Source organism: Streptomyces sp. NPDC000410 (assembly GCF_040300305.1).
Taxonomy (GTDB): Bacteria; Actinomycetota; Actinomycetes; order Streptomycetales; family Streptomycetaceae; genus Streptomyces.
The window spans coordinates 1-20,489 of sequence record NZ_JBEPDM010000028.1; the positions used below are offsets into that span (position 1 = coordinate 1).

16 protein-coding genes and 1 riboswitch are annotated in these 20,489 nt (G+C 72.6%); of the genes, 9 read left to right on the plus strand and 7 right to left on the minus strand.

Annotated elements, in window-relative coordinates:
* Positions 1-238 precede the first annotated feature (238 nt).
* On the plus strand, positions 239-2,824 hold the full coding sequence (gene glgP, locus ABT342_RS24520) for an alpha-glucan family phosphorylase (RefSeq protein ID WP_351577733.1): 2,586 nt from the start codon (positions 239-241) through the stop codon (positions 2,822-2,824).
* A gap of 71 nt (positions 2,825-2,895) precedes the next feature.
* Here the strand turns inward: glgP and ABT342_RS24525 are convergent, their stop codons facing one another.
* The gene (locus ABT342_RS24525; RefSeq protein ID WP_351577736.1) at positions 2,896-3,486 is read right to left on the minus strand and encodes a TetR/AcrR family transcriptional regulator; all 591 of its coding nucleotides are present in this window, start codon (positions 3,484-3,486) and stop codon (positions 2,896-2,898) included.
* Between the two features lie 180 nt (positions 3,487-3,666).
* On the opposite strand from ABT342_RS24525, the gene ABT342_RS24530 reads away from it, so the two are divergent.
* On the plus strand, positions 3,667-4,092 hold the full coding sequence (locus ABT342_RS24530; protein ID WP_351577739.1) for a DUF6463 family protein: 426 nt from the start codon (positions 3,667-3,669) through the stop codon (positions 4,090-4,092).
* An 87-nt stretch (positions 4,093-4,179) separates the two neighbouring features.
* Here the strand turns inward: ABT342_RS24530 and ABT342_RS24535 are convergent, their stop codons facing one another.
* Positions 4,180-5,724, minus strand: a complete 1,545-nt coding sequence (locus ABT342_RS24535; RefSeq protein ID WP_351577742.1) for a sensor histidine kinase — start codon at positions 5,722-5,724, stop codon at positions 4,180-4,182.
* Between the two features lie 109 nt (positions 5,725-5,833).
* Here ABT342_RS24535 and ABT342_RS24540 point away from each other — a divergent pair, with 109 nt between their 5' ends.
* Complete coding sequence (locus tag ABT342_RS24540; RefSeq protein WP_351577745.1) at positions 5,834-6,751, plus strand: ABC transporter ATP-binding protein; 918 nt, start codon at positions 5,834-5,836, stop codon at positions 6,749-6,751.
* Positions 6,748-7,509 (plus strand): ABC-2 transporter permease, encoded by a 762-nt coding sequence (locus tag ABT342_RS24545; protein ID WP_351577748.1) that lies wholly within the window; start codon positions 6,748-6,750, stop codon positions 7,507-7,509. The genes ABT342_RS24540 and ABT342_RS24545 overlap by 4 nt, the downstream gene beginning before the upstream one ends.
* A 68-nt stretch (positions 7,510-7,577) precedes the next feature.
* Here ABT342_RS24545 and ABT342_RS24550 read toward each other — a convergent pair whose 3' ends face one another.
* The 3 genes from ABT342_RS24550 to ABT342_RS24560 all read right to left on the minus strand — a co-directional run bounded on the left by ABT342_RS24550 (position 7,578) and on the right by ABT342_RS24560 (position 11,476).
* The gene (locus ABT342_RS24550) at positions 7,578-8,255 is read right to left on the minus strand and encodes a response regulator (protein WP_351577751.1); all 678 of its coding nucleotides are present in this window, start codon (positions 8,253-8,255) and stop codon (positions 7,578-7,580) included.
* A gap of 72 nt (positions 8,256-8,327) precedes the next feature.
* Positions 8,328-10,355 carry a M4 family metallopeptidase gene (locus ABT342_RS24555; protein WP_351577753.1) on the minus strand — a complete coding sequence of 676 codons (2,028 nt, stop codon included), beginning with the start codon at positions 10,353-10,355 and terminating at the stop codon, positions 8,328-8,330.
* Positions 10,356-10,753: 398 nt separating this feature from the next.
* Positions 10,754-11,476: a PaaI family thioesterase gene (locus ABT342_RS24560; protein WP_351577754.1), complete on the minus strand. Its 723-nt coding sequence runs from the start codon at positions 11,474-11,476 to the stop codon at positions 10,754-10,756.
* 67 nt (positions 11,477-11,543) lie between these two features.
* Positions 11,544-11,713, plus strand: a riboswitch (cobalamin riboswitch).
* A gap of 257 nt (positions 11,714-11,970) precedes the next feature.
* Between ABT342_RS24560 and ABT342_RS24565 the strand changes: the two genes are divergently transcribed.
* From ABT342_RS24565 to ABT342_RS24585, 5 genes are read left to right on the plus strand one after another with little or no spacing between them, the layout of a single operon-like run.
* Entirely contained in the window at positions 11,971-13,212 is a 1,242-nt protein-coding gene (locus ABT342_RS24565) for an ABC transporter substrate-binding protein (RefSeq protein ID WP_351577758.1), read from the plus strand.
* Positions 13,209-14,330 carry a FecCD family ABC transporter permease gene (locus ABT342_RS24570; RefSeq protein ID WP_351577760.1) on the plus strand — a complete coding sequence of 374 codons (1,122 nt, stop codon included), beginning with the start codon at positions 13,209-13,211 and terminating at the stop codon, positions 14,328-14,330. The genes ABT342_RS24565 and ABT342_RS24570 overlap by 4 nt, the downstream gene beginning before the upstream one ends.
* The gene (locus ABT342_RS24575; protein WP_351577763.1) at positions 14,327-15,397 is read left to right on the plus strand and encodes an ABC transporter ATP-binding protein; all 1,071 of its coding nucleotides are present in this window, start codon (positions 14,327-14,329) and stop codon (positions 15,395-15,397) included. The genes ABT342_RS24570 and ABT342_RS24575 overlap by 4 nt, the downstream gene beginning before the upstream one ends.
* Complete coding sequence (locus ABT342_RS24580; protein ID WP_351577766.1) at positions 15,391-16,113, plus strand: (2Fe-2S)-binding protein; 723 nt, start codon at positions 15,391-15,393, stop codon at positions 16,111-16,113. Before ABT342_RS24575 ends, ABT342_RS24580 begins: the two co-directional genes overlap by 7 nt.
* Positions 16,110-16,667, plus strand: a complete 558-nt coding sequence (locus ABT342_RS24585; protein WP_351577769.1) for a DUF7676 family protein — start codon at positions 16,110-16,112, stop codon at positions 16,665-16,667. Before ABT342_RS24580 ends, ABT342_RS24585 begins: the two co-directional genes overlap by 4 nt.
* A gap of 53 nt (positions 16,668-16,720) precedes the next feature.
* On the opposite strand, the gene ABT342_RS24590 is transcribed toward ABT342_RS24585, so the two are convergent.
* Together ABT342_RS24590 and ABT342_RS24595 are read right to left on the minus strand one after the other, a co-directional pair.
* On the minus strand, positions 16,721-18,685 hold the full coding sequence (locus ABT342_RS24590) for an ABC transporter ATP-binding protein (RefSeq protein WP_351577772.1): 1,965 nt from the start codon (positions 18,683-18,685) through the stop codon (positions 16,721-16,723).
* The gene (locus ABT342_RS24595) at positions 18,682-20,466 is read right to left on the minus strand and encodes an ABC transporter ATP-binding protein (protein ID WP_351577775.1); all 1,785 of its coding nucleotides are present in this window, start codon (positions 20,464-20,466) and stop codon (positions 18,682-18,684) included. Before ABT342_RS24595 ends, ABT342_RS24590 begins: the two co-directional genes overlap by 4 nt.
* Between the last annotated feature and the right edge of the window lie 23 nt (positions 20,467-20,489).

Sequence of the window (20,489 nt, forward strand, 5' to 3'; positions counted from 1 at the left end):
CGAGCCGACGTCCTCTTCGCCATGCTCCGCGACGGCACCTTCTACGACCCCCAACCCGCCCCCACGGGTTGACCAAACCCATAGGGGCACCCCCCCGGCAGGGGCAGCGTGCCGCCAGTCGGGCGGGGGGATCAGTGCGCCCTCCTCGCGCCGTGGCCGCGACGGCCACCACCCCCTTACGGTCGAACCGTTGCGTCGCGCCCCGGATGACCGAACCTCCGCTGCGAAGGTGGGACCTGTGAAGGCCATTCGTCGTTTCACCGTCCGCCCCGTCCTCCCCGACCCCCTCGCCCCGCTCAACCCGCTCGCCCGCAATCTGCGCTGGTCCTGGCATCACGACACCCGTGAACTGTTCCGTGCCGTCGACCCCCACGGGTGGCGGGCCGCCGGGGGTGACCCGGTGCGGCTGCTCGGGGCCGTACCCGCGCGGCGGCTCCGCGAGCTCGCGCGGGACCAGGACTTCCTGCGCCGGATCGCGGACGCCGACCGCGACCTCGGCGACTATCTGAGCGGCCCCCGCTGGTACCAGGACCAGGACCAGGAGCGGGAGACCGACGGCAGCGAACCGCTGCCCGCCGCCATCGCCTACTTCTCGCCCGAGTTCGGCATCACCGCCGCACTGCCCCAGTACTCCGGCGGTCTCGGCATACTCGCCGGGGACCACCTCAAGGCCGCCAGCGACCTCGGCGTCCCGCTGATCGGCGTCGGACTGCTCTACCGGCACGGCTACTTCCGCCAGTCCCTCTCCCGCGACGGCTGGCAGCAGGAGCACTACCCCGTCCTCGACCCGGACGAGCTGCCGCTCACCCTCCTCCGCGAGGCCGACGGCGCCCCGGCCCTGGTCGCGCTCGACCTGCCCGGCGGCCGTTCGTTGCGCGCCCGCGTCTGGCAGGCCCAGGTGGGCCGCGTACCGCTCCTGCTGCTCGACTCGGACGTAGAGGAGAACGCCCCGCGCGAGCGGGACGTCACCGACCGGCTGTACGGCGGCGGCAGCGAGCACCGGCTGCTCCAGGAGATCCTCCTCGGCATCGGCGGCGTACGCGCGGTGCGTACGTACTGCCGTCTCACCGGCCATCCGGAGCCCGAGGTGTTCCACACCAACGAGGGTCACGCCGGATTCCAGGGCCTGGAGCGCATCCGCGAACTCGACGCGTCCGGGCTGGACTTCGACGCCGCGCTGGAGGCGGTCAGGGCGGGGACCGTGTTCACCACGCACACCCCCGTCCCGGCCGGGATCGACCGCTTCGACCGCGAGCTGGTCGCCCGTCACTTCGATGACGACGGGCGGGTGCTGAGGCTCGGCACGGAGAGCCATCCCGGCGGCGATCCGCGGGTCTTCAACATGGCGGTGATGGGCCTGCGTCTGGCCCAGCGGGCCAACGGCGTGTCGACCCTCCACGGCGCGGTCAGCCGCGAGATGTTCGCCGGGCTGTGGCCGGGTCTCGACACGTCGGAGGTGCCGATCACCTCGGTCACCAACGGTGTGCACGCCCCGACCTGGGTGGCCCCCGAGGTGTCCCGGCTCGGCGAGGTCACCGACCGCGCCGGCGCCGACCTCTGGCAGCTCCGCCGCGATCTGCGGGAACAGCTCGTGCAGGAGGTCCGCGAGCGGCTCTACACCTCCTGGCGCCAGCGTGGCGCGAACACCGCGGAACTCGGCTGGATCGACGGCGTACTGGACCCCGACGTCCTCACCATCGGCTTCGCCCGCCGCGTCCCCGCGTACAAACGCCTCACCCTCATGCTCCGCGACCGCGACCGGCTCACCGAGCTGCTGCTGCACCCCACCCGGCCGGTGCAGATCATCGTCGCGGGCAAGGCGCACCCCGCCGACGACGGTGGAAAGCGGCTGATCCAGGAGCTGGTGCGGTTCGCGGACGATCCACGGGTGCGGCACCGCATCGTCTTCCTCCCCGACTACGGGATGGCGATGGCGCGCACGTTGTACCCGGGCTGCGACGTCTGGCTCAACAACCCGCTGCGCCCGCTGGAGGCCTGCGGCACGTCCGGCATGAAGGCGGCGCTCAACGGCTGTCTCAACCTGTCCGTCCTGGACGGCTGGTGGGACGAGTGGTACGAGCCCGACTTCGGCTGGGCCGTCCCCACCGCCGACGGCTCCGCCGCCCATGACGACGACCGCCGTGACGCGCTGGAGGCCGCCGCCCTGTACGGCCTGATCGAGGAGCGGATCGCGCCCCTCTTCTACGACCGCGATCACGAGGGCCTGCCGGGCCGCTGGATCGAGATGGTCCGCCGCACGCTCACCGGGCTCGGCCCGAAGGTCCTGGCGGACCGGATGGTGCGCGAGTACGTCGACCGGCTGTACGCCCCCGCCGCCCGCGCCCACCGCGCCCTCGCCCTGGACGGGGACGCGGCCCGCGAACTGGCCGTCTGGAAGGCCCGTGTCCGTGCGGCGTGGCCGGGCGTGGCCGTGGAGCACGTCGAGGCGGGGGCGCCCGACGGCACCGCGTCCGTGTCGACGGAACTGGGCGCCACGCTCGTGCTGCGGGTCCGCGTCACGCTGGGCGAACTGACACCGGACGATGTGGAGGTGCAGGCGGTCGCGGGCCGGGTCGACTCCGACGACGCGATCGCCGACGCCCAGGTCTTCCCGCTGAAGCCGGTCGGGCCGGCCGGGCAGGGCGGGCAGGGCGACGGCGGCCGGATCTACGAGGGTCCGCTCGCCCTCGACCGCACCGGCCCCTTCGGCTACACCGTGCGCGTGCTGCCCGCCCATCGGCTGCTGCCCTCCGGGGCGGACCTGGGGCTCGTCGTCCTGCCGACGGAGGCGACGGGCGAGGGAGCGGGGGTGCTGATGCGCTGACGCGTTGATGTGCCGACGCGTCGGCACATCGGCGCCTGGCCGGCCGTCCACAACCGCCGCGGACTGCACACCTAGCCGGCCGGCGGGTCCGTGGGGTCGGCCTTGCCGGGTGAGCGGTCGAGGATGAACTCGGCGGCGCGGGCGCGCACCTGGTCGCTGCTGCGGCCGGGGTGGTCGGCGGCGAGGAAGTGGCTGCCGATGGCCATGCAGAAGGCGAGCAGGCTGCGGGCCTCGACCTCGTCGGGGTCCGTGCAGACAGTGCTGAGTGCGTCGCGTAGCAGCTGCATGCGACGGTTGTCCACGCGGCGCAGGCGGTCGGCGACCGCCTGGTCGCGGCGGGCCCAGCTGCGGATGGCCAGGTCCATGGGCAGCAGGCGGTCGCTGGAGAAGGTGAGTTGCCCGGCCAGCCGGATCTTGTCCAGAGCGTCGCCGCTCTCGTGCTCGATCCGGTCGAGGACGTCGTCGACGCTCTCTCGCTCCCAGGCGTCGAGCATCTCCGTCAGCAGCGCGTCACGGTTGGCGAAGTAGCCGTAGAACCCGCCCCTGGTGACGCCCAGCGTCTTGGCCAGGGCATCGACGCGCACCGCATCCACGCCGCCCGTGGCCAGCGCCCGCAGTCCCTCTTCGACCCACTTCTCGCGCGGTGTGCGCAGCCTGCCCATCGTGTGATCCACCTCGCATGTCCGCTGGTTGTACATGGCTGTATAACCGGTTTAGCCTCGCCTTGTACATAACTGTATAACCGGAGGGGGTCATGGCTGCGGCTGTACATGGCGGGGACCCTCCGTTCCGGTACCTGATCGTCCGCCCGGCCGACTTCGAAGTGGGAACGGAGAAATCAGATGGTCAAGTGGGCAGGTTGGATCATCGCCCTCGCCGGAATGGGGCACACGCTGGGCAGTCTCGTCGAAGCAGCCCCGGACCACGCGGGAACATGGTTCGACGGGACCTGGGACTTGGGGGACTACCCCCAGATGAGCGACGCCACCGTCGCGTGGTGGTATACGGTGCTCAGCTTCGGACCGCCGCTTCTCCTGATCGGCCTGACCGTGCTGTGGCTGGACCGCCGAGGTATGACGCCGCCACTGTTCATCCCGTGGGCCATGGCGGCGTGGGTCGTCGTCGGCTTCGTGGCCGACGGGCCCTCGCCCTTGCTGGTCTTCCTGGTCGCGGCCGGCCTGTTGCTGGCCGGAGCCTGGCGCGCCAGGCGCCGCGAGAACGCGTCGCCACAGGCCGGCACGGCTGCTGGGGCGCGCATCGAGTCGTGATCGATGTGTGGTTTGCGGGACTCGCCCTCGCGGTGAGGTTGGGAGCGGTAGATCTGCTGCCTGCCCTCCCTGGCCCTGGCCCTGGCCCTAGCCCTCGTCCTCGGCCACCACGTCCTTCGACGCCAGGCGCTCCCCGACGAAGCACAGCCGGTAGACCGGCGTCAGCTCGTAGTCCGTCGTCCGGTAGTACACGCACTCGTCCATCCCCGCCGGCTCCGGCGGCGCCGCGTCCGGCGAGCCGTCCAGTTGGTAGCGCGGCAGCCGGGTCGTCACATCGGCCCGGCTGTCGCCCACGTGCAGGAGGTCGTAGTCGGTGCGGTCGAGCGTCGAGTGGGTCTGGCTGTAGAGGGCGAACGCGCCGATCAGCACGGCCAGTACGCCGAGCAGGGCCGCCGGGATCCAGATCGCCTGGGCGAGACCGCGCCGCACCCGGCTGCGGGCGAGGCTCAGTTCCCGGGCGGAGGTGGGGGCCTCGGCCGGCTCGATCCGTACGGCCGTACCGCTGAGGGGAAGCGAGGCGGTCACCGCGAAGCCGCCGTCCGCCGAAGGCCCGTGGCGCAGGGTCCCGCCCGCGAGGCGGACGCGCTCGTCGAGGCCGACCAGGCCGGTGCCGCCGGATGTGGCCGGCGGACCGGCCGGGGACGCGGCCGGGGGGTTGGTGACCTGGACGGTCACGGAGTCGTCGTCGGTTGCCACGGTGATCGTCACCGGGGCCTTCGGGGCGTGCTTGGCGGCGTTGGTCAGCGCCTCCTGGACGACGCGGTGCACGGCGCGGTCCACCATCGGCGGCACGGCGGCGTCCGGCAGCGCGCCCTCGAGGAGGACCGTCATCCCCGACGCCCGCGCCCGTTCCACCACGTGCGCGACCGTCTCGCCCGCCGGGGCCGTCGGCGCGGGCTCGCCGTCCGCGCGCAGCACGCCGATGATGTCGCGCAGCCGGGCCGTGGCGTCGGCCGCCGCACGGCGCAGCTCACCGGCCGCCCGCTGCTGGGCCGGGCCGAGCTCCCGGTCGATTTCCAGGGCGGCGGCGCGCACGGCTATCAGGGCGAGTTCGTGGCCGAGCGAGTCGTGCATGTCCCCGGCGATACGGGACCGCTCCCGCAGCCGCTCCCGGTCCGCGACCGCCCGCTGTTCGCGTTCCATCCGGTCGGCGAGTTCCCAGCCGGTGCGGACGAGTTGCGCGTACTGCCGTACGTACCGGCCGATCAGCCACGGCGCCACGATCGCCAGCGCCACCGTGATGAGTACCGAGAACCACTCCCACAGGCTCGCCCCGGAGAGGAGCACCAGCAGCAGACCGGCCGCCGCGACGGCCGTGAACGACCACAGTGCCGACCGGGTCGACTCGCCGCGCCACCCGGTCAGAAAGCCGAAGGCCACCAGCGCCAGGCTGTACGCCGCCGTGTACAGCTCGACCGACGCCGCCATGCTCGCGCCCACGGTGATGCCGAGCGCCGCCAGCGGCCAGGACCTGCACAGCGCGACACAGACCCCCAGGACCAGCACACCGGCGGCGACCTGCCACCACGAGCCGCCGTCGGCCGGGTCGAGCTTCAGCAGGACGGGTGTGCTGAGCAGCCCCCACAGGGCGAGGTCGTAGAAGTACTCGCGGGTTCTGTCTCTGCGCAGCATCCCCCCACTCTGCCGGACGCCCCGGGGCGAGGCCCCCGACGAAAGTAGGGGGCCGGTGCTGCCGTTCGTGCGATGAGCCGGTACGGCCGCGCTCCGTAGCGTCCCCGGCATGATCTCGTTGCAGTCACTGACCAAGCGGTACGGCGACCGGACCGCCGTCGACCGGCTCACCGTCGACCTCGCCCCCGGCCTGGTCACCGGCTTCCTCGGCCCCAACGGCGCGGGCAAGTCCACCACCATGCGCATGATCCTCGGCCTGGACCGCCCCACCTCCGGGCGCGCCCTGATCGCCGGGAAGCCCTACGCCGCCCACCGTCATCCGCTGCGCCGCATCGGCGCACTGCTCGACGCCAAGGCCGTCCACCCGCGCCGCAGCGCCCGCAACCACCTGCTCGCCATGGCGGCGAGTCACTCGCTCCCGGCCCACCGGGTCGACGAGGTCCTGGAACAGGTCGGTCTCACGGACGTCGCCCACCGGCGGGCCGGCACCTTCTCCCTCGGCATGGGCCAGCGCCTGGGCATCGCGGGAGCGCTGCTCGGCGACCCCGAAGTGCTGATGCTCGACGAGCCGGTGAACGGCCTCGACCCGGACGGCGTGCGCTGGATCCGTACGCTCCTGCGCTCCCTCGCCGACGAGGGCCGGACCGTGTTCGTCTCGTCCCATCTGATGAGCGAGATGGAGCAGACGGCCGACCGGGTCGTCGTCATCGGCAAGGGCCGGCTGATCGAGGACACCGAGATGAGCACCCTGCTCCGGGCCGGTGGCGGCGGACCCGTCCGGGTCCGCGGCCCGCACCTCGGCCCCCTCGCACAGGCGCTGACGGGCCACGCCCTGCACTGGAACGGGCCGCACGAGATGACCGTGCGCGGCATGGACGCGGCACTGATCGGCGATCTCGCGTACGAGCACGGCGTACGGCTGCACGAACTGCACGCCCTCGAAACGTCCCTGGAGGACGTCTACATGCAACTGACCGCGGAAAGCGTCGAGTACGGCGCCGAGGACAAGGAAGGCGCCCGCGCGTGAACACCGCCGCCGCTGAATGGATCAAGCTCCGTACGCTGCGCTCCACCTGGTGGGCGCTGGGCGGCGGGTTCCTCGTGATGGCCACGTTCGCCCCGGTCACCGCCATGACCTCGGCCAACAACTACGAGGCGCAAGGGGCCCCGCTCGCGTCCGTCCCGTACGCCGTGACCGCGATCGACGTCATGGGGTACTTCGTCGTGTTCCTGCTGATCGCCCCCGCCGTGCTCGCCGTCACCGGCGAGTACGCCACCGGCACCATCGTGCCCACGCTCCAGTGCGTGCCCGAGCGCGGCGGACTGCTGCTGGCCAAGGCGGGCGTGGTCGCGGGTCTGGGCTTCGCCGCCGGGGTGCCGGCGGGCATCCTCGGCACGTTCACGGGCGGGCCGATGCTGGGGGAGTACGGGGTCCTCGACGGCGGGCCGACGGCGGGGAAGATCCTGGCCATGGGCGTCTTCGCGGCGCTGGTGAGCGTCTTCGCGATGGCGGTGGGCGTGGTGCTGCGCAGCGCGGCCGGGACGGTCATCGCGCTGTTCACCGTGATGCTGGTCCTGCCGATGGTGCTGCTCGGCTTCGGGGAGGTGCTCAGGTGGGACTGGCTCGCCGAGCTGAGCGAGTACTTCCCGAGCACGGCCGGAGTCGGCTTCATGAGCGGCGACGACCAGCCGTTCGGCCCCGGCGTGGCCCTGCTGATCCTGGCCACATGGGCGGGCGGGGCCCTCGCCGCGGCGCACCGGGTCCTGACGCGACGCGACGCGTAGGCCCGGCCCGGTGGTCCGGGCGCGCGGGCCCGCCCGCCGGGCGCACGACGCCACGTCGAAGCCACTGTCTAGGCGCCGGCCTCGCGCTCGTCGTCGCCCACCACCCCGGCCTCGTACGCCAGAATCGCCAGCTGCACCCGGTTCTTCAGCCCGAGCCGGGCCAGCACCGCGCTGACGTGCGCCTTGACGGTGCCCTCCACGACGTACAGCCGCTCGGCGATCTCCCCGTTGGACAGTCCGGACCCGACGAGCGCGACGACCTCGCGCTCGCGGCCGGTCAGCGGCTCCAGCCGGGCGCGGGCCTCGGCCGCCTTCGACAGCCGGCCGCCCGTCCCGAGCTGCGCGATCACCCGCCGCGCCACCTCGGGCGAGAGGTACGCGGCACCCTCCGAGACCGCCTGGATCCCGGCGAGCAGCTCGCGCGGATCCCCGGACTTGAGCAGGAAGCCGCTCACGCCCGAGCCGAGCGCCCGCGCGATGTACTCGTCCTCCGAGAACGTGGTCAGCATGATCAGCGCGGTCTCCGGGGCCACGCGCCGCAGCTCCTCCGCCGCCCCGAGCCCGTCGAGCCGCGGCATCCGGATGTCGAGCAGCGCCACGTCCGGCCGGTGCTTCAGGGCGAGTTCGACGGCCTCACGTCCGTCACCCGCCTCGGCGACGATCTCGATTCCGGGATCGGAGGAGAGGATCGCCTTCACACCGGCGCGCATCATCGTCTCGTCGTCGGCCAGCAGCACCTTGATCATGTGTTCACGATACGGCGAAGCGCCCTGGGGGAACGGGAGTTCCCCCAGGGCGCTCGCTTCACTTCCTGTCCGCTACGGGAAGGTCAGCTTGAAGCTGTTGATGTAGCCGGTGTCGATCGCGGCCTTGTCCTGGACGCGCAGCTTCCAGACGCCGTTGGCGACCTCGCTGGAGGCGTTCACGGTGTAGGTCTGGTTGATGTTGTCGGCGCTGCCGCCGGAGCGGTTGTGCAGGTTGTAGACCGAGCCGTCGGGGGCGATCAGGTCGACGACGAGGTCACCCTTGTAGGTGTGGACGATGTCCACGCCGACGGCGAGGTTGCTCGGGGCGTTGCCCGTGACGCCGGAGACGGTCACGGAGGAGGTCACCGCGGCGGCGGGGGAGTCCGGGATGGACACGTCGGCGGTGTTCTCGAAGACCTTGCCGCCGGGGTTGCCGCCGCCGGGGCGGGAACCGACGTTGACGCCGGCCCAGGCGTGCTCGACCGCGAGGACCTCGGGGCTGCCCGCCCCGTACAGCTCGGTGGCCACCGCGACGGTGCCCGTGCGGGCCCCGGCGTAGTTGGTGGACGAGTTGAACTTCGTGGTCAGCGCCTTGAACCAGATCAGCGACGCCTTGTCGCGGCCGATGCCGGTGACCGGCAGGCCGTCCGAGGTCGGCGAGTCGTAGTTCACGCCGTTGATGGTCTTGGCGCCGCTGCCCTCGGAGAGCAGGTAGTACCAGTGGTTCGCCGGGCCCGAGGAGTAGTGGACGTCGATGTTGCCGATGCCCGAGTACCAGGCGTCCTTGGACGAGCCGTCCTTGCTGGGCTTGTCCATGTAGCGCAGCGGGGTGCCGTTCCCGCGGATGTCGATCTTCTCGCCGACCAGGTAGTCGCCCTTGTCCGAGGCGTTGTTGGCGTAGAACTCCACGGCCGCCGCGAAGATGTCGGAGGTGGCCTCGTTCAGTCCGCCGGACTCACCGCTGTAGACCAGGCCGGCGGTGTTGGAGGTGACGCCGTGCGTCATCTCGTGCGCGGCCACGTCGATGGAGGTGAGCGGCTTGGCGTTGGCCGCGCCGTCGCCGTACGTCATGCAGAAGCAGGAGTCCTGCCAGAAGGCGTTGACGTACGCGTTGCCGTAGTGGACCCGGGAGTACGCGCCGACGCCGTCACCGCGGATCCCGGAACGGCCGTGCACGTTCTTGTAGTAGTCCCAGGTGACCCCGGCGCCGAAGTGCGCGTCCGCGCCCGCGGTCTCCAGGTTCTGCGGGGTGCCGTCGCCCCAGACGTCGTCGCTGCCGGAGAACAGCGTGCCCGTGCCCGACGTACCGCGGTTGAGGTTGTTCGTCTTGTGGTTGCCGCGGCCGGTGTCGGTCAGCGTGTACGAGGGCGCCGTGCCGAGGGTGACCTGGCCGCTGTACTGGGTGTTGCCGGTGCCGGTGTGGACGGCCTGCCATTCGTACAGCTTCTTGCCGGTCGACGCGTCGGTGACGACGTGCAGCTCGTTCGGCGTGCCGTCGTGCTGGAGGCCGCCGACGACGGTCTCGTACGCGAGCGTCGGCTTGCCCTGGACGAGCCAGACCACCTTGCGCGGCGCGCGGTCGGCCTCGGTCTTCTTCGAGCCCTCGGCCTTCGCGGCGGCAAGGGCCTGCTTCTCGGCGGTGGCCGGGGCGACCTCGGCGCTGGTGTCGACGTTCTTCAGCGTGGCCGCGGACGCCTTGGTGACCGACTCGGTCTTCCCGGCCTTCGTCTCGGCGACCACCAGGTCGCCGCCGAGGACGGGGAGCCCCGCGTAGGTGCGCTCGTAGCGGGTGTGCGTGGTGCCGTCCCGGTCCTGGACGACGTCGCGGACGACGAGCTTCTCCTGGGCGGTGAGGCCCAGTTCCTTCGCGGTGGCCGCCTTCGTGGCGTTGGCCTCGCGTATCAGCTCGGCGCGCTGGGCGGGAGTGAGCGACTTGGGCAGGGCGCCGGGGTCGGCGGCCTTCGCGGCGGGCGCCGCGGTGTCCCGTGCGGTGTTGGCCGCGGTGGCGGAACCGGACTGGACGCCGACGGCGAGCAGGGCCGCGGCTGCGAGCAGAGCACCGGTCGCTGTGGCGCGACGACGGTTGTGCGTGGGTCTCACGCGAACTCCTTCTGCGAGGGGGGTTACGGGCGGCTGGGTGGGCTGCCCGGGCAGAGCTGGCGGAGCGGTACGACTGCGTGGAACGGGGGAAGAGTGGCACCAGAAGTGCCCTGCTGTCAGGGGCGCGTCAACAAGTTGGCCAGAAATCGTCCGTTGGGTGAATGGTCATGTTCGTTAAGCGGACGTTTCGGCGTGCGTCGCCTCGATGCCTTTGAGCACCCTCGATGAACCGCCGTGAACCGGTGTGAACGGGATGTTGAGGGGGGAATGTGCCCCGCTCACCCGGGACTTCGTCGAACTGTGGCTCGTTCCCGCCGGGCAGGCAGAAGGTGGCCGGGACGCAGGTGGGACGCGGACAGGACGCGTCCGGGGCGCGGAAGGGACTTCGTAGCCGCGGCCTACGTGCGCGGGTCCAGCCACAGCGCCTCGGCGTGGGCGCAGAGGGTGCCGTCCGCGGTGGCCAGGGCCACGCCCATCGTGTGCTTGCGGCCCGACTCGCCGAGCAGCCAGGCGTACGAGATGTACGGCTCGCCCGCCCGGACCGGGCGCAGCAGCGTCCCCGTCAGGGACGCCGTGACCGCACCCGGGCGCTGCGTACCCAGCAGGCACCCGGCCCAGTTGCCGGGGCAGTCGAGGGCGCCCCAGACGAGCTCGGGCGGAAACTCCCCGCCGGCGTCCGCGAGGGCCGGGGACGGCACCCACGCGGCGGCGACCACATCGCGTCCCGGGACCACGGTGCAGTGCTGGCGCAGGCCGCGGTCCGGCGTACGGTCCGGGCCGCAGCCGAAGCAGTCCACGACTCCTGGCGGCGGGTCGGCCCGGAACGCCTCGGCCGCGGCCAGGGCCTCTGCCAGGGACGGCGCGTCGGGCACGTCGGCCGACAGCTCCCCCGGGGACGCCGTCGCCAGCGGCCGCCCGCTCTCGCCCAACTGCCAGCCGCCCCCCGGTGTTTCGGCGATCGGCACGGGAACCTCCACCGGCACCGGCCCGCGGAAGTCCACCCGCACGGGCTTCGCGTCGTCGGACCGCCGCGCGAGCACGCCCGCGACGTATCCGCCGAAGGCCACCGTCGGATAGCCGACGTACAGTTCGGGCACCACGATCGCTTCAGTCGTCGTCATGATCCCACCTCATCATGCCGCCCGACGGCTTCAGGGGGGCTGGCGCAATCACGCGCGGGCTGGGATGCTCCCTGCGACAAGCGACGGCGGAACGAGGAAGCCGGTGAGATTCCGGCACGGTACCGCCACTGTGTAGGGGGAGCGACTCCGCCGAAGCCACCGCCCCGTCGGGGGTGGGAAGGCCGGGGAAGCGTCGATCCCGAGTCAGGAGACTCACGCCGTCGCACCTCGACTTACCGGGGCGGATTTCCCCGAGAGAGGACGGTGGCGCCGTGTGCCCACGTACCTGTGCCGACCCTGCTTTTCCGGCAGACCGTGAAGAACGGACCCGACCGCGCCCCGCGGCCCACTGAGTCCGCGGCGGCCGACCCTCCGATCCCCGGCCCCTCCCCGTACCGAGGAACCACCCGCGCGCCCGGATCACGACCGGATCCACAGCGGATCACGACCGGATCCCCGGCGGCGCGCGCTTCACGCATGCCAGGAGCACCCCCATGCCCGTACGACCCGTCCTGTCCCTCCGCTGTCCAGCCGCCGCCGTAGCCCTGCTCGGTGCCCTGGGGCTGACGCTCAGCGCGTGCGGCGACGGTGGCCGGCCGACGGCGGACCCCCGCGCCTCCGGATCCGCCGCCGATGGCTGCATCTCCGGATTCGACCCCGCCAAGGACTACTTCCCCGTCAAATCGACGGTGGAGCACGCGAAGAACTTCACCCTGCGCTACGAGAAGAGCTACCAGGTCCTCACGGTCAAGGAGCCGTACCCCAAGGGCAAGCCCGAGTCGTACGTCCTGGTCAAGTGCGGCGCCCCGAAACCGAAGCTGACGGGCGATCTGGCCGGCGCCCCGACGATCACCACGCCGGTCAAGAGCCTGTACTCCGCCTCGACGACCCATCTGCCGCTGCTGACCGAGACCGGCACCCTCGACGTGCTGACCGGTGTGGCGAACGGGGCGTTCGTCAGCTCGCCCGAGGTCCGTCAGCGGATCGCGTCGGGCAAGGTGACGGAGTACGCCAAGGACAACACGCTCGACGCGGAGAAGGTCATCGGGGCCGGACCGGACGTCCTGATGACCCAGGGCACCGACGACCCGCAGTACCCGAAGCTGCGACAGGCGGGCATCGCCGTCGTCGCCAACGCCGAGTGGCTGGAGCCCAGTCCGCTGGGCCGCGCCGAATGGGTCAAGGCGATGGCCGCGCTCACCGGGGCCGAGAAGCGCGCGGGCGAGGTGTTCGACACCGTCGAGAGCGACTACGCGAAGGTCGCCGCCAAGGCCGCCAAGGCCGCCACGGCGGGCAAGCCGGTCAAGGTGCTGCCGGGCACGATGTACCAGGGCACGTGGAGCATGGCCGCCGGAGGCAGCTACGCCGGAAGGCTGATCAAGGACGCGGGCGGCACCTACCCGTGGGCGGACGACACGGGCAGCGGCAATCTCCAGCTGACCTTCGAGGCCGTGTACGCCAAGGGCGGCGACGCGCCCGTCTGGCTGGTCGACCAGCCGTGGAAGTCGACCGCGGACGCGACCAAGGCGGACCGCCGCTACGGCGAACTGAACGCCATGAAGGCCGGGAAGGTCTGGACGAACACGAAGGCGCAGGGCCCGGGAGGCGGCAACGACTTCTACGAACGGGGCGTGCTGCGGCCCGATCTCGTCCTCGCGGACCTGTTCGCCATCCTCCACCCCGACCGGGCCGAGGGGCACACCTTCACCTTCTACGCCCAGGTCCCCCGGGCGTGAGCACACGGACCGCCGAACCGGCCGCCCCGGCCCCGGCACCGGCCCCGCCACCGGTCGCGACACCACCGGCCGCGGGGCGGCACCGGCGGCTCCTCGTCGTCGGCACGCTGGCGGCCGGGACGGCGGCGCTGTTCGTGCTGACGATCGCCGTCGGCTCGTACCAGGTGCCGGTCGGCGAGGTGGTGCGCGTCCTGTCCGGCGGCGCCGGGGCCGATCCCCGGTGGGCGGTGATCGTCGAGGAGGTACGGCTGCCCCGGGCGCTGACCGCGACCGCCGTGGGCGCGGCGCTCGCCGTGGCCGGGGTGCAGATGCAGACGCTGTTCCGCAACGCGCTGGCCGACCCGTTCTCGCTCGGGGTGAGTTCGGGGGCGAGCATGGGCGTCGCGGCCGTGGTGGTCAGCACGGGAGGCGTGGCCGGGAGCTTCACCGGCGACCTCGCCGGGCTGGGCCGCGTCGGCGTCGTGCTGGCCGCGTCGCTGGGCGCGGGCTGTGTGCTGGCGCTCGTGCTGCTGCTGTCGCGCTGGGTGCGCTCGGCGGTCACCCTGCTGGTCATCGGAGTGATGATCGGCTCCGCCGCGACGGCCGTGGTCAGTGTGATGCTGGTGTACGCCAGGCCCGAACGCGCCCAGCAGTTCGTGATGTGGGGGCTGGGCAGCTTCTCCGCCACCACCTGGCCCGACCTGACGGTGATGCTTCCGGTGATCGGCGCCGGCCTCACGGCCGCCCTGCTGACCACCAAACGCCTGAACGCGCTGCTGCTCGGCGAGGACTACGCCCGCACGATGGGACTGAACGTCCGGCGCAGCCGCGACCTCGCACTGCTCGGCACATCACTCCTGGCGGGCGCCGCGACCGCGTTCTGCGGCCCGGTCGCCTTCCTCGGCCTGGCCGTACCGCATCTGACCCGCGTCGCGCTCGGCACCTCCGACCACCGGGTGCTGGTGCCCGCGTCGATGCTCGCGGGCGCGTTCCTCGCCCTGGCCTGCGCGCTGCTCAGCCAGCCGCCCGGGATGGACGCGGTGCTCCCGCTGAACGCGATCACCTCGCTGTTCGGAGCCCCGGTCGTCATCACGTTCCTGATCCGCAGCCGACGCGGCCTGCAAGGGGTGACCCCATGACCGGGACGACCGTACGCGTGACGCCGACCGCCCCGCCCGAGACCGCGGCACCCCCCGGCGGACTCGCCACCTACGGCCTCACCGTCGGCCACCGGACCCGGACCGCCTGGGGACGCGGCACCCGGCGCGCGGTCCTCGCGGGCCTGGATCTTGAGGCCCGCGCCGGTGAACTGACCGTACTGCTCGGCCCCAACGGCGCCGGCAAGTCCACCCTGCTGCGCACCCTGTGCGGCCTGCTGCCCCCGCTCGCCGGGAGCGTACGCGTCGCCGGCCGGCCCATCGCCGGGGAATCCCCCGCCGCCCTCGCCCGGCGGCTCGCCGTCGTCCTCACCGACCGCGTCGACGCGGGCCTGCTCTCCGCAAGCGAACTGGTCGCCCTCGGCCGCCATCCCCACACCGGCTTCACGGGACGCCTGACCGAGGCCGACCGCAGTGCCGTCCAGTGGGCCCTGGAGGCGGTCGGCGCCGCCCACCTCGCGGACCGCCCGGCCGCCGAACTGTCCGACGGCGAACGCCAGCGGGTGCTCACGGCACGGGCGCTCGCCCAGGAGCCCGACGTCGTCCTGCTCGACGAGCCGACCGCCTTCCTGGACGTGCCCTCGCGCGTGGCCCTCACCGTGCTGCTGCGCGACCTCACCCGGGACAAGGGCCTCACGGTCGTCGTCAGCACCCACGACCTGGAACTGGCGCTGCGCGTCGCCGACGCGGTCTGGCTGGTGGACCGCTGCGCCCGGGTGCACACCGGCGCCCCCGAGGACCTGATCCGCGATGGAGCCGTCGCCGCGGCCTTCGACGCCGACCACCTGGCCTTCGACCCGCTTTCGGGGAGCTTCGGCCTGCGCCGGGCCGCCCGCGCCACCCTCACCGTGGACGCCCCGCCGGCCCTGCGGCCCCTGCTGGAACGCGCCCTGGCCCGGGAGGGCCTGGCCGCCCGGCACCCGACACCGGGTGAGGATGCCCAGGTGAGCGCCGACGAAGAGGGCAAGCTGACACTGCGCGGGGCCGGCGACGCCGTCGCCGCGCCCCGGTCCTTCCACGAGCTGACCCGGACGGTACGCACATGGTGAACCCGACAGCCGGCACCCTGGAGCGGCTCGCGGCCATCGGCCCGTACTTCGCCGTCGAATGCGGCGAGCGTCCCGGCGACGGGCATTCCGACGGGTTCCGGCCTCTCACCGAGCTGTACGGCGACGCCGGAGCCCTGCGGGCGTACGTCCGGGACGTGGGGCGCCGGATCGGCACCGACCAGCTGCGCGTGGCGGCCTCCACGCTGCACCTCGGCACCGCGTCCCGGCTCTGGTCGGTCGCCCTCGCCTCCGCCGCACTCACCGGACACGTACCCGACCTGAGCCCCGCACAGCTGTGGTGGCGCCCGGCGCCCTCCGGCCCCGTCGCCCTGTGGCTGCCCGCACCGCGCGCGCTGACCGCGAGCCCCGCCGACGCGCTCCACGACGCCGTCGTCGTACGGAACCTGCGTCCGTTCGACGAGGCCGTCCACCGCCTCTGCGGGCTGTCCCCACGGATCCTTCGCGGCAACGCGGCCTCCGCCCTCATCGGCACCCTGCGCGTCCTGCTCGCCCGTGCGCCGCAGGCCCCGTATGCCACTGTCCCGCTCGTCCGCGACCTCCTCGGCCGCGAAGCACTCGTCGGCGCCGGCGCCCTCGACGCCGACGGCCACGGAAACATCACCTTCCGACGCCGCAGCTGCTGTCTCTACTACCGCGTCCCCGGCGCGGGCACCTGCGGCGACTGCGTCCTGAACCAGAAGGAGCGATCCGCATGAGCACCTCAGATCCGGCCGTCGTCACGACCGAGAGCGGCGGCATCCAGCATGTCTGGTCCCTGCCAACCGACGAGGACACCCTTCTCGACCTGATCACCACCGTCTTCACCGACCACTGGCGGCACATCAACTTCGGGCCCATCATCGAAGGCGCCGCCTGGGAGGTCGGCGCCCCCTGCGCCCCGACCATCACCATGAACGACGGCTACGCCACTGTCGACTTCGGCACCTGGCACTTCCACCTCTGCATCGGCGAGCACACCGCGTCCGGGCCCGAACTCGGCCGCATCCGCCGCTGCTCCCGCGCCGAGCTGTACCGCAGCATCGGCTTGGACGGCGCCCCCGTCAGCTGGGGCCTGCGTCTGTTCAACGGCCGCGACGAACAGATGATGACCGTCCTGCTGCCCAACCCGTTCCTCACCGACCACCAGGAGATCCGGAACACCCCGGACTTCGCCCGCCTCGCCGCCTGGGACGCGCTGCGGTTCCACTTCCTCTCCCTGCCCCCCGACCCGCTCGACCGCGCCGGCGAAGGCTTCCAGCACAGCGGCTGACCAGCGGCCGGACGGGCGGGCGCAGGGGCGGGCGGGCGGATGGCGGGCGGGCTTCAGACCAGGCTGTCCCGCCACGCCCGGTGCAGCCCGGCGAACCGGCCCGTCCCGCCGACGAGTTCGGCCGGGGTGCCGTCCTCCACGATCCGGCCGTGTTCCATGACCAGCACCCGGTCCGCGATCTCCACGGTCGACAGCCGGTGGGCGATCACCACCGCCGTACGGCCGCGCAGCACCGTGTCCATCGCCTGCTGCACCGCCCGCTCGCCCGGGATGTCCAGCGAGCTGGTCGCCTCGTCGAGTATCAGGACCGCCGGGTCGGCGAGCAGGGCCCGCGCGAACGCGACGAGCTGGCGCTGCCCGGCCGAGATCCGCCCGCCCCGTTTGCGTACGTCCGTGTCGTAGCCCTCCGGCAGACCGGCGATGAAGTCGTGCGCGCCGATCGCCTTCGCCGCCTGCTCGATCTCCGCACGGGTGGCGTCGGGACGGCCGATCGCGATGTTCTCCGCGACGGTCCCGGAGAACAGGAACGCCTCCTGGGTCACCATCACCACCCCGCGCCGCAGTTCGGGCGTGGCCAGCTCGCGCAGATCGACACCGTCGAGGAGGACCCGGCCGTCGGTGGGGTCGTAGAAGCGGGCCAGCAGCTTGGCGAGCGTGGACTTGCCCGCGCCGGTCGAGCCGACGACCGCGACGGTCTGGCCGGCGGGGATCGTCAGCGCGAAGCGCGGCAGCACCTCGCCACCGGTGCGGTAGCCGAACCGTACGTCCTCGAAGACGACTTCCCGGCCGGGCCGGGACCCGCGGCGCGCGGGCAGCACCCGCGGCTCGCCGGGCTCCGGTACGGACGGCGTCTGCGCCAGCAGACCGGCGATCTTCTCCAGGGACGCGGCCGCCGACTGGTAGGAGTTGAGGAACATCCCGAGCCGGTCGATCGGGTCGTAGAGCCGTCGCAGATACAGCACGGCCGCTGCCAGCACCCCGAGGGCGAGGGACCCCTCCGTCACCCGGTACGCGCCCCACAGCACCATCCCGGCGACCGCGGTGTTGGCGACCAGCCGGGAGCCGACGACGTAGCGGGCCATCTCCAGCAGCGCGTCGCCGTTGCTGCGCGCGTGCCGTTCGTTGAGCGTACGGAAGCGCTCGTCGTTCGCGTGCTCGCGGCGGAAGGCGCGTACCGGCCTGATGCCGTTCATCGTCTCGGCGAACTTCACGATGACGGACGCGATCGCGGTGGACCGCTCGGCGAACACGACGGCGGCGCGCCGCTGGTAGAGCCGTACCAGCAGATACAGCGGTACGAAGCTGAGCACGGCCACGGTGCCCAGGCCCAGGTCCAGCCAGAGCAGCATCGCCGATATGTACGCGAACGCGAGCACGACACCGAGCAGCTCCTGGAGCCCCTCGCTGAGCAGCTCGCGCAGCGACTCGACGTCGGTGGTGGAGCGGGATATCAGCCGTCCGGAGGTGTACCGCTCGTGGAAGTCCACGCTCAGGGCCTGGCCGTGCCGGAAGATCCGCCCGCGCAGATCGAGCAGCACGTCCTGGTTGACGCGGGCGGCGGCCCGGACGAAGCCGTACTGGAACAGTCCGGTGCCGAGGGCACACAGCGCGTACGCGACCCCGAGCGCGACGAGCGGCCCATGGTCGCCGCGCCGCAGTGCGGGCACGCCGCTGTCGATGGCGTACGCCACGAGCAACGGCCCGGCCTGCGCGGCGCCCTGCTGCAACAACAGCAGCACCGCGGCGAACACGACCCGGGCCCGCCGGGGCGCGAGCAACGACCGGAGCAACGCCCCGGTGGCCCCCTCGGCCACCTCCAGCTCGTCCCGCTCGACGGCGTCCCGCTCGTCGCGCTCGACCGCGTCGCCGGCCTTGTCGGGGCCGACCGTCTCCTCCGGGTTCTGGCCCTGGCCTTGGCTCCGGTCCTGGCCCCGGTCCTGGCCCCGGTCCTGGCCCCGGTCCCGGGCGTCGTCGTCCTCGTCGTCGGCGTACGGCGGCCTGGCCGTCGATGAGGTCATCGGGATCCTCCGCGGTCCGCGCCCGACATCAGGCGGGCGTACTCGGCGTGGTCACGCAGCAGTTCGTGATGGGTGCCGACGGCGGTGATACGGCCGTCGGACAGCAGGGCCACCCGGTCGGCGAGCAGCACCGTGGACGGGCGGTGGGCCACGACGAGGGCCGTGGTGTCGCGCAGGACCCGGCGCAGGGCGGCCTCCACCAGCGCCTCCGTGTGCACGTCGAGCGCGGACAGCGGATCGTCGAGCACGAGGAACCGCGGCCGCCCCACGACGGCGCGGGCGAGCGCGAGCCGCTGGCGCTGGCCGCCGGAGAGGCTCAGGCCCTGCTCGCCGACCTGGGTGTGGACGCCTTGCGGCAGCGCGTGGACGAATCCGGCCTGCGCCACGCCGAGCGCCCGCCGCAACTCCTCCTCCCCGGCGCCCGCGTCCCCCATCAGGACGTTCTCGCCGACGCTCGCCGAGAAGAGCGTCGGCTCCTCGAAGGCCATGGAGACGAGCTCCCGCAGCCGCGCGCGCGGCAGTGCGGTGATGTCCTGTCCGTCCAGCGTGATGCGCCCGCCGGTCACCTCGTACAGCCGTGGCACCAGCGCGGTGAGCGTGGTCTTCCCGGATCCGGTCGCGCCGACGAGGGCCATCGTCTCGCCCGGCCGCACGTGCAGATCGATGTGCCGCAGGACGGGTACGGACCCCTCGTCCGCGTCGGGATACCGGAACTCGACCGCTTCGAAGCGCAGCCCGCCGCCCCCGCCCGCGGTGGCACGGGAGGAGGGCGCGCCCTCCTCCCCGGTCTCCGCCGCCGCGTCCATCACCTCGAAGTACCGGTCCGTCGCCGTCGCCGCCTCCTGGCTCAGCGCCAGCAGGAAGCCGATCGACTCCACCGGCCACCGCAGCGCCAGGGCCGTCGACAGAAAGGCGACGAGCGTGCCCGCCGACAGGTCCCCGTCCGCGACCTGAACCGTGCCGAGCACCAGTGCCGCGCCGATCGCCAGCTCGGGGACGATCATGATGACGGCCCAGATACCCGCCAGCAGCCGCGCCTTGACCAGCTCCGTGCCGCGCAGCCGCCGGGCCAGCTCACGGAAGGCGGCCTGCTGACTGCGGTGCCGGCCGAAGCCCTTGGTGATCCGGATGCCGAGGACGCTCTCCTCGACCACCGTCGTCAGATCCCCGACCTGGTCCTGAGCGCTGCGCGCGACAGCTGCGTACCGCGCCTCGAAGACCGAGCAGACGAACATCAGCGGGACGGCGGGCGCCAGCAGAAGCAACCCCAGAGTCCAGTCCTGCACCAGCAATATCGCCGAACCGATCACTATCGTCACCCCGTTGACCAGCAGGAACGTCAACGGGAACGCCAGGAACAACCGCACCAGCATCAGATCCGTCGTGCCGCGCGACAGCAACTGCCCCGACGCCCACCGGTCGTGGAACGCCACCGGCAGCCGCTGCAGATGCCGGAACAGATCCGCCCGCATCGCCGCCTCCACCCCGGCCAGCGGCCGCGCCACCAGCCAGCGGCGGAACCCGAACAGCACCGCCTCCGCGACCCCGAGCAGCAGCAGATACAGCGCCCCCAGCCACACCCCGCCGGTGTCCCCCGCCGCGACCGGGCCGTCCACCATCCACTTGAGGACGAGCGGGATCACCAGACTCAGACAGGACGCGACGATCGCGACGACCGCCGCGGCGAACAGGCGGGCGCGCACGGGCCGTACGTAGGGCCACAGCCGTAGCAGCGAACGCACGGCGGACCGGTGCTCGGTGGTTGCGTCGGTGGTAGACATCAGGACCGAGCGTACGGTTCACC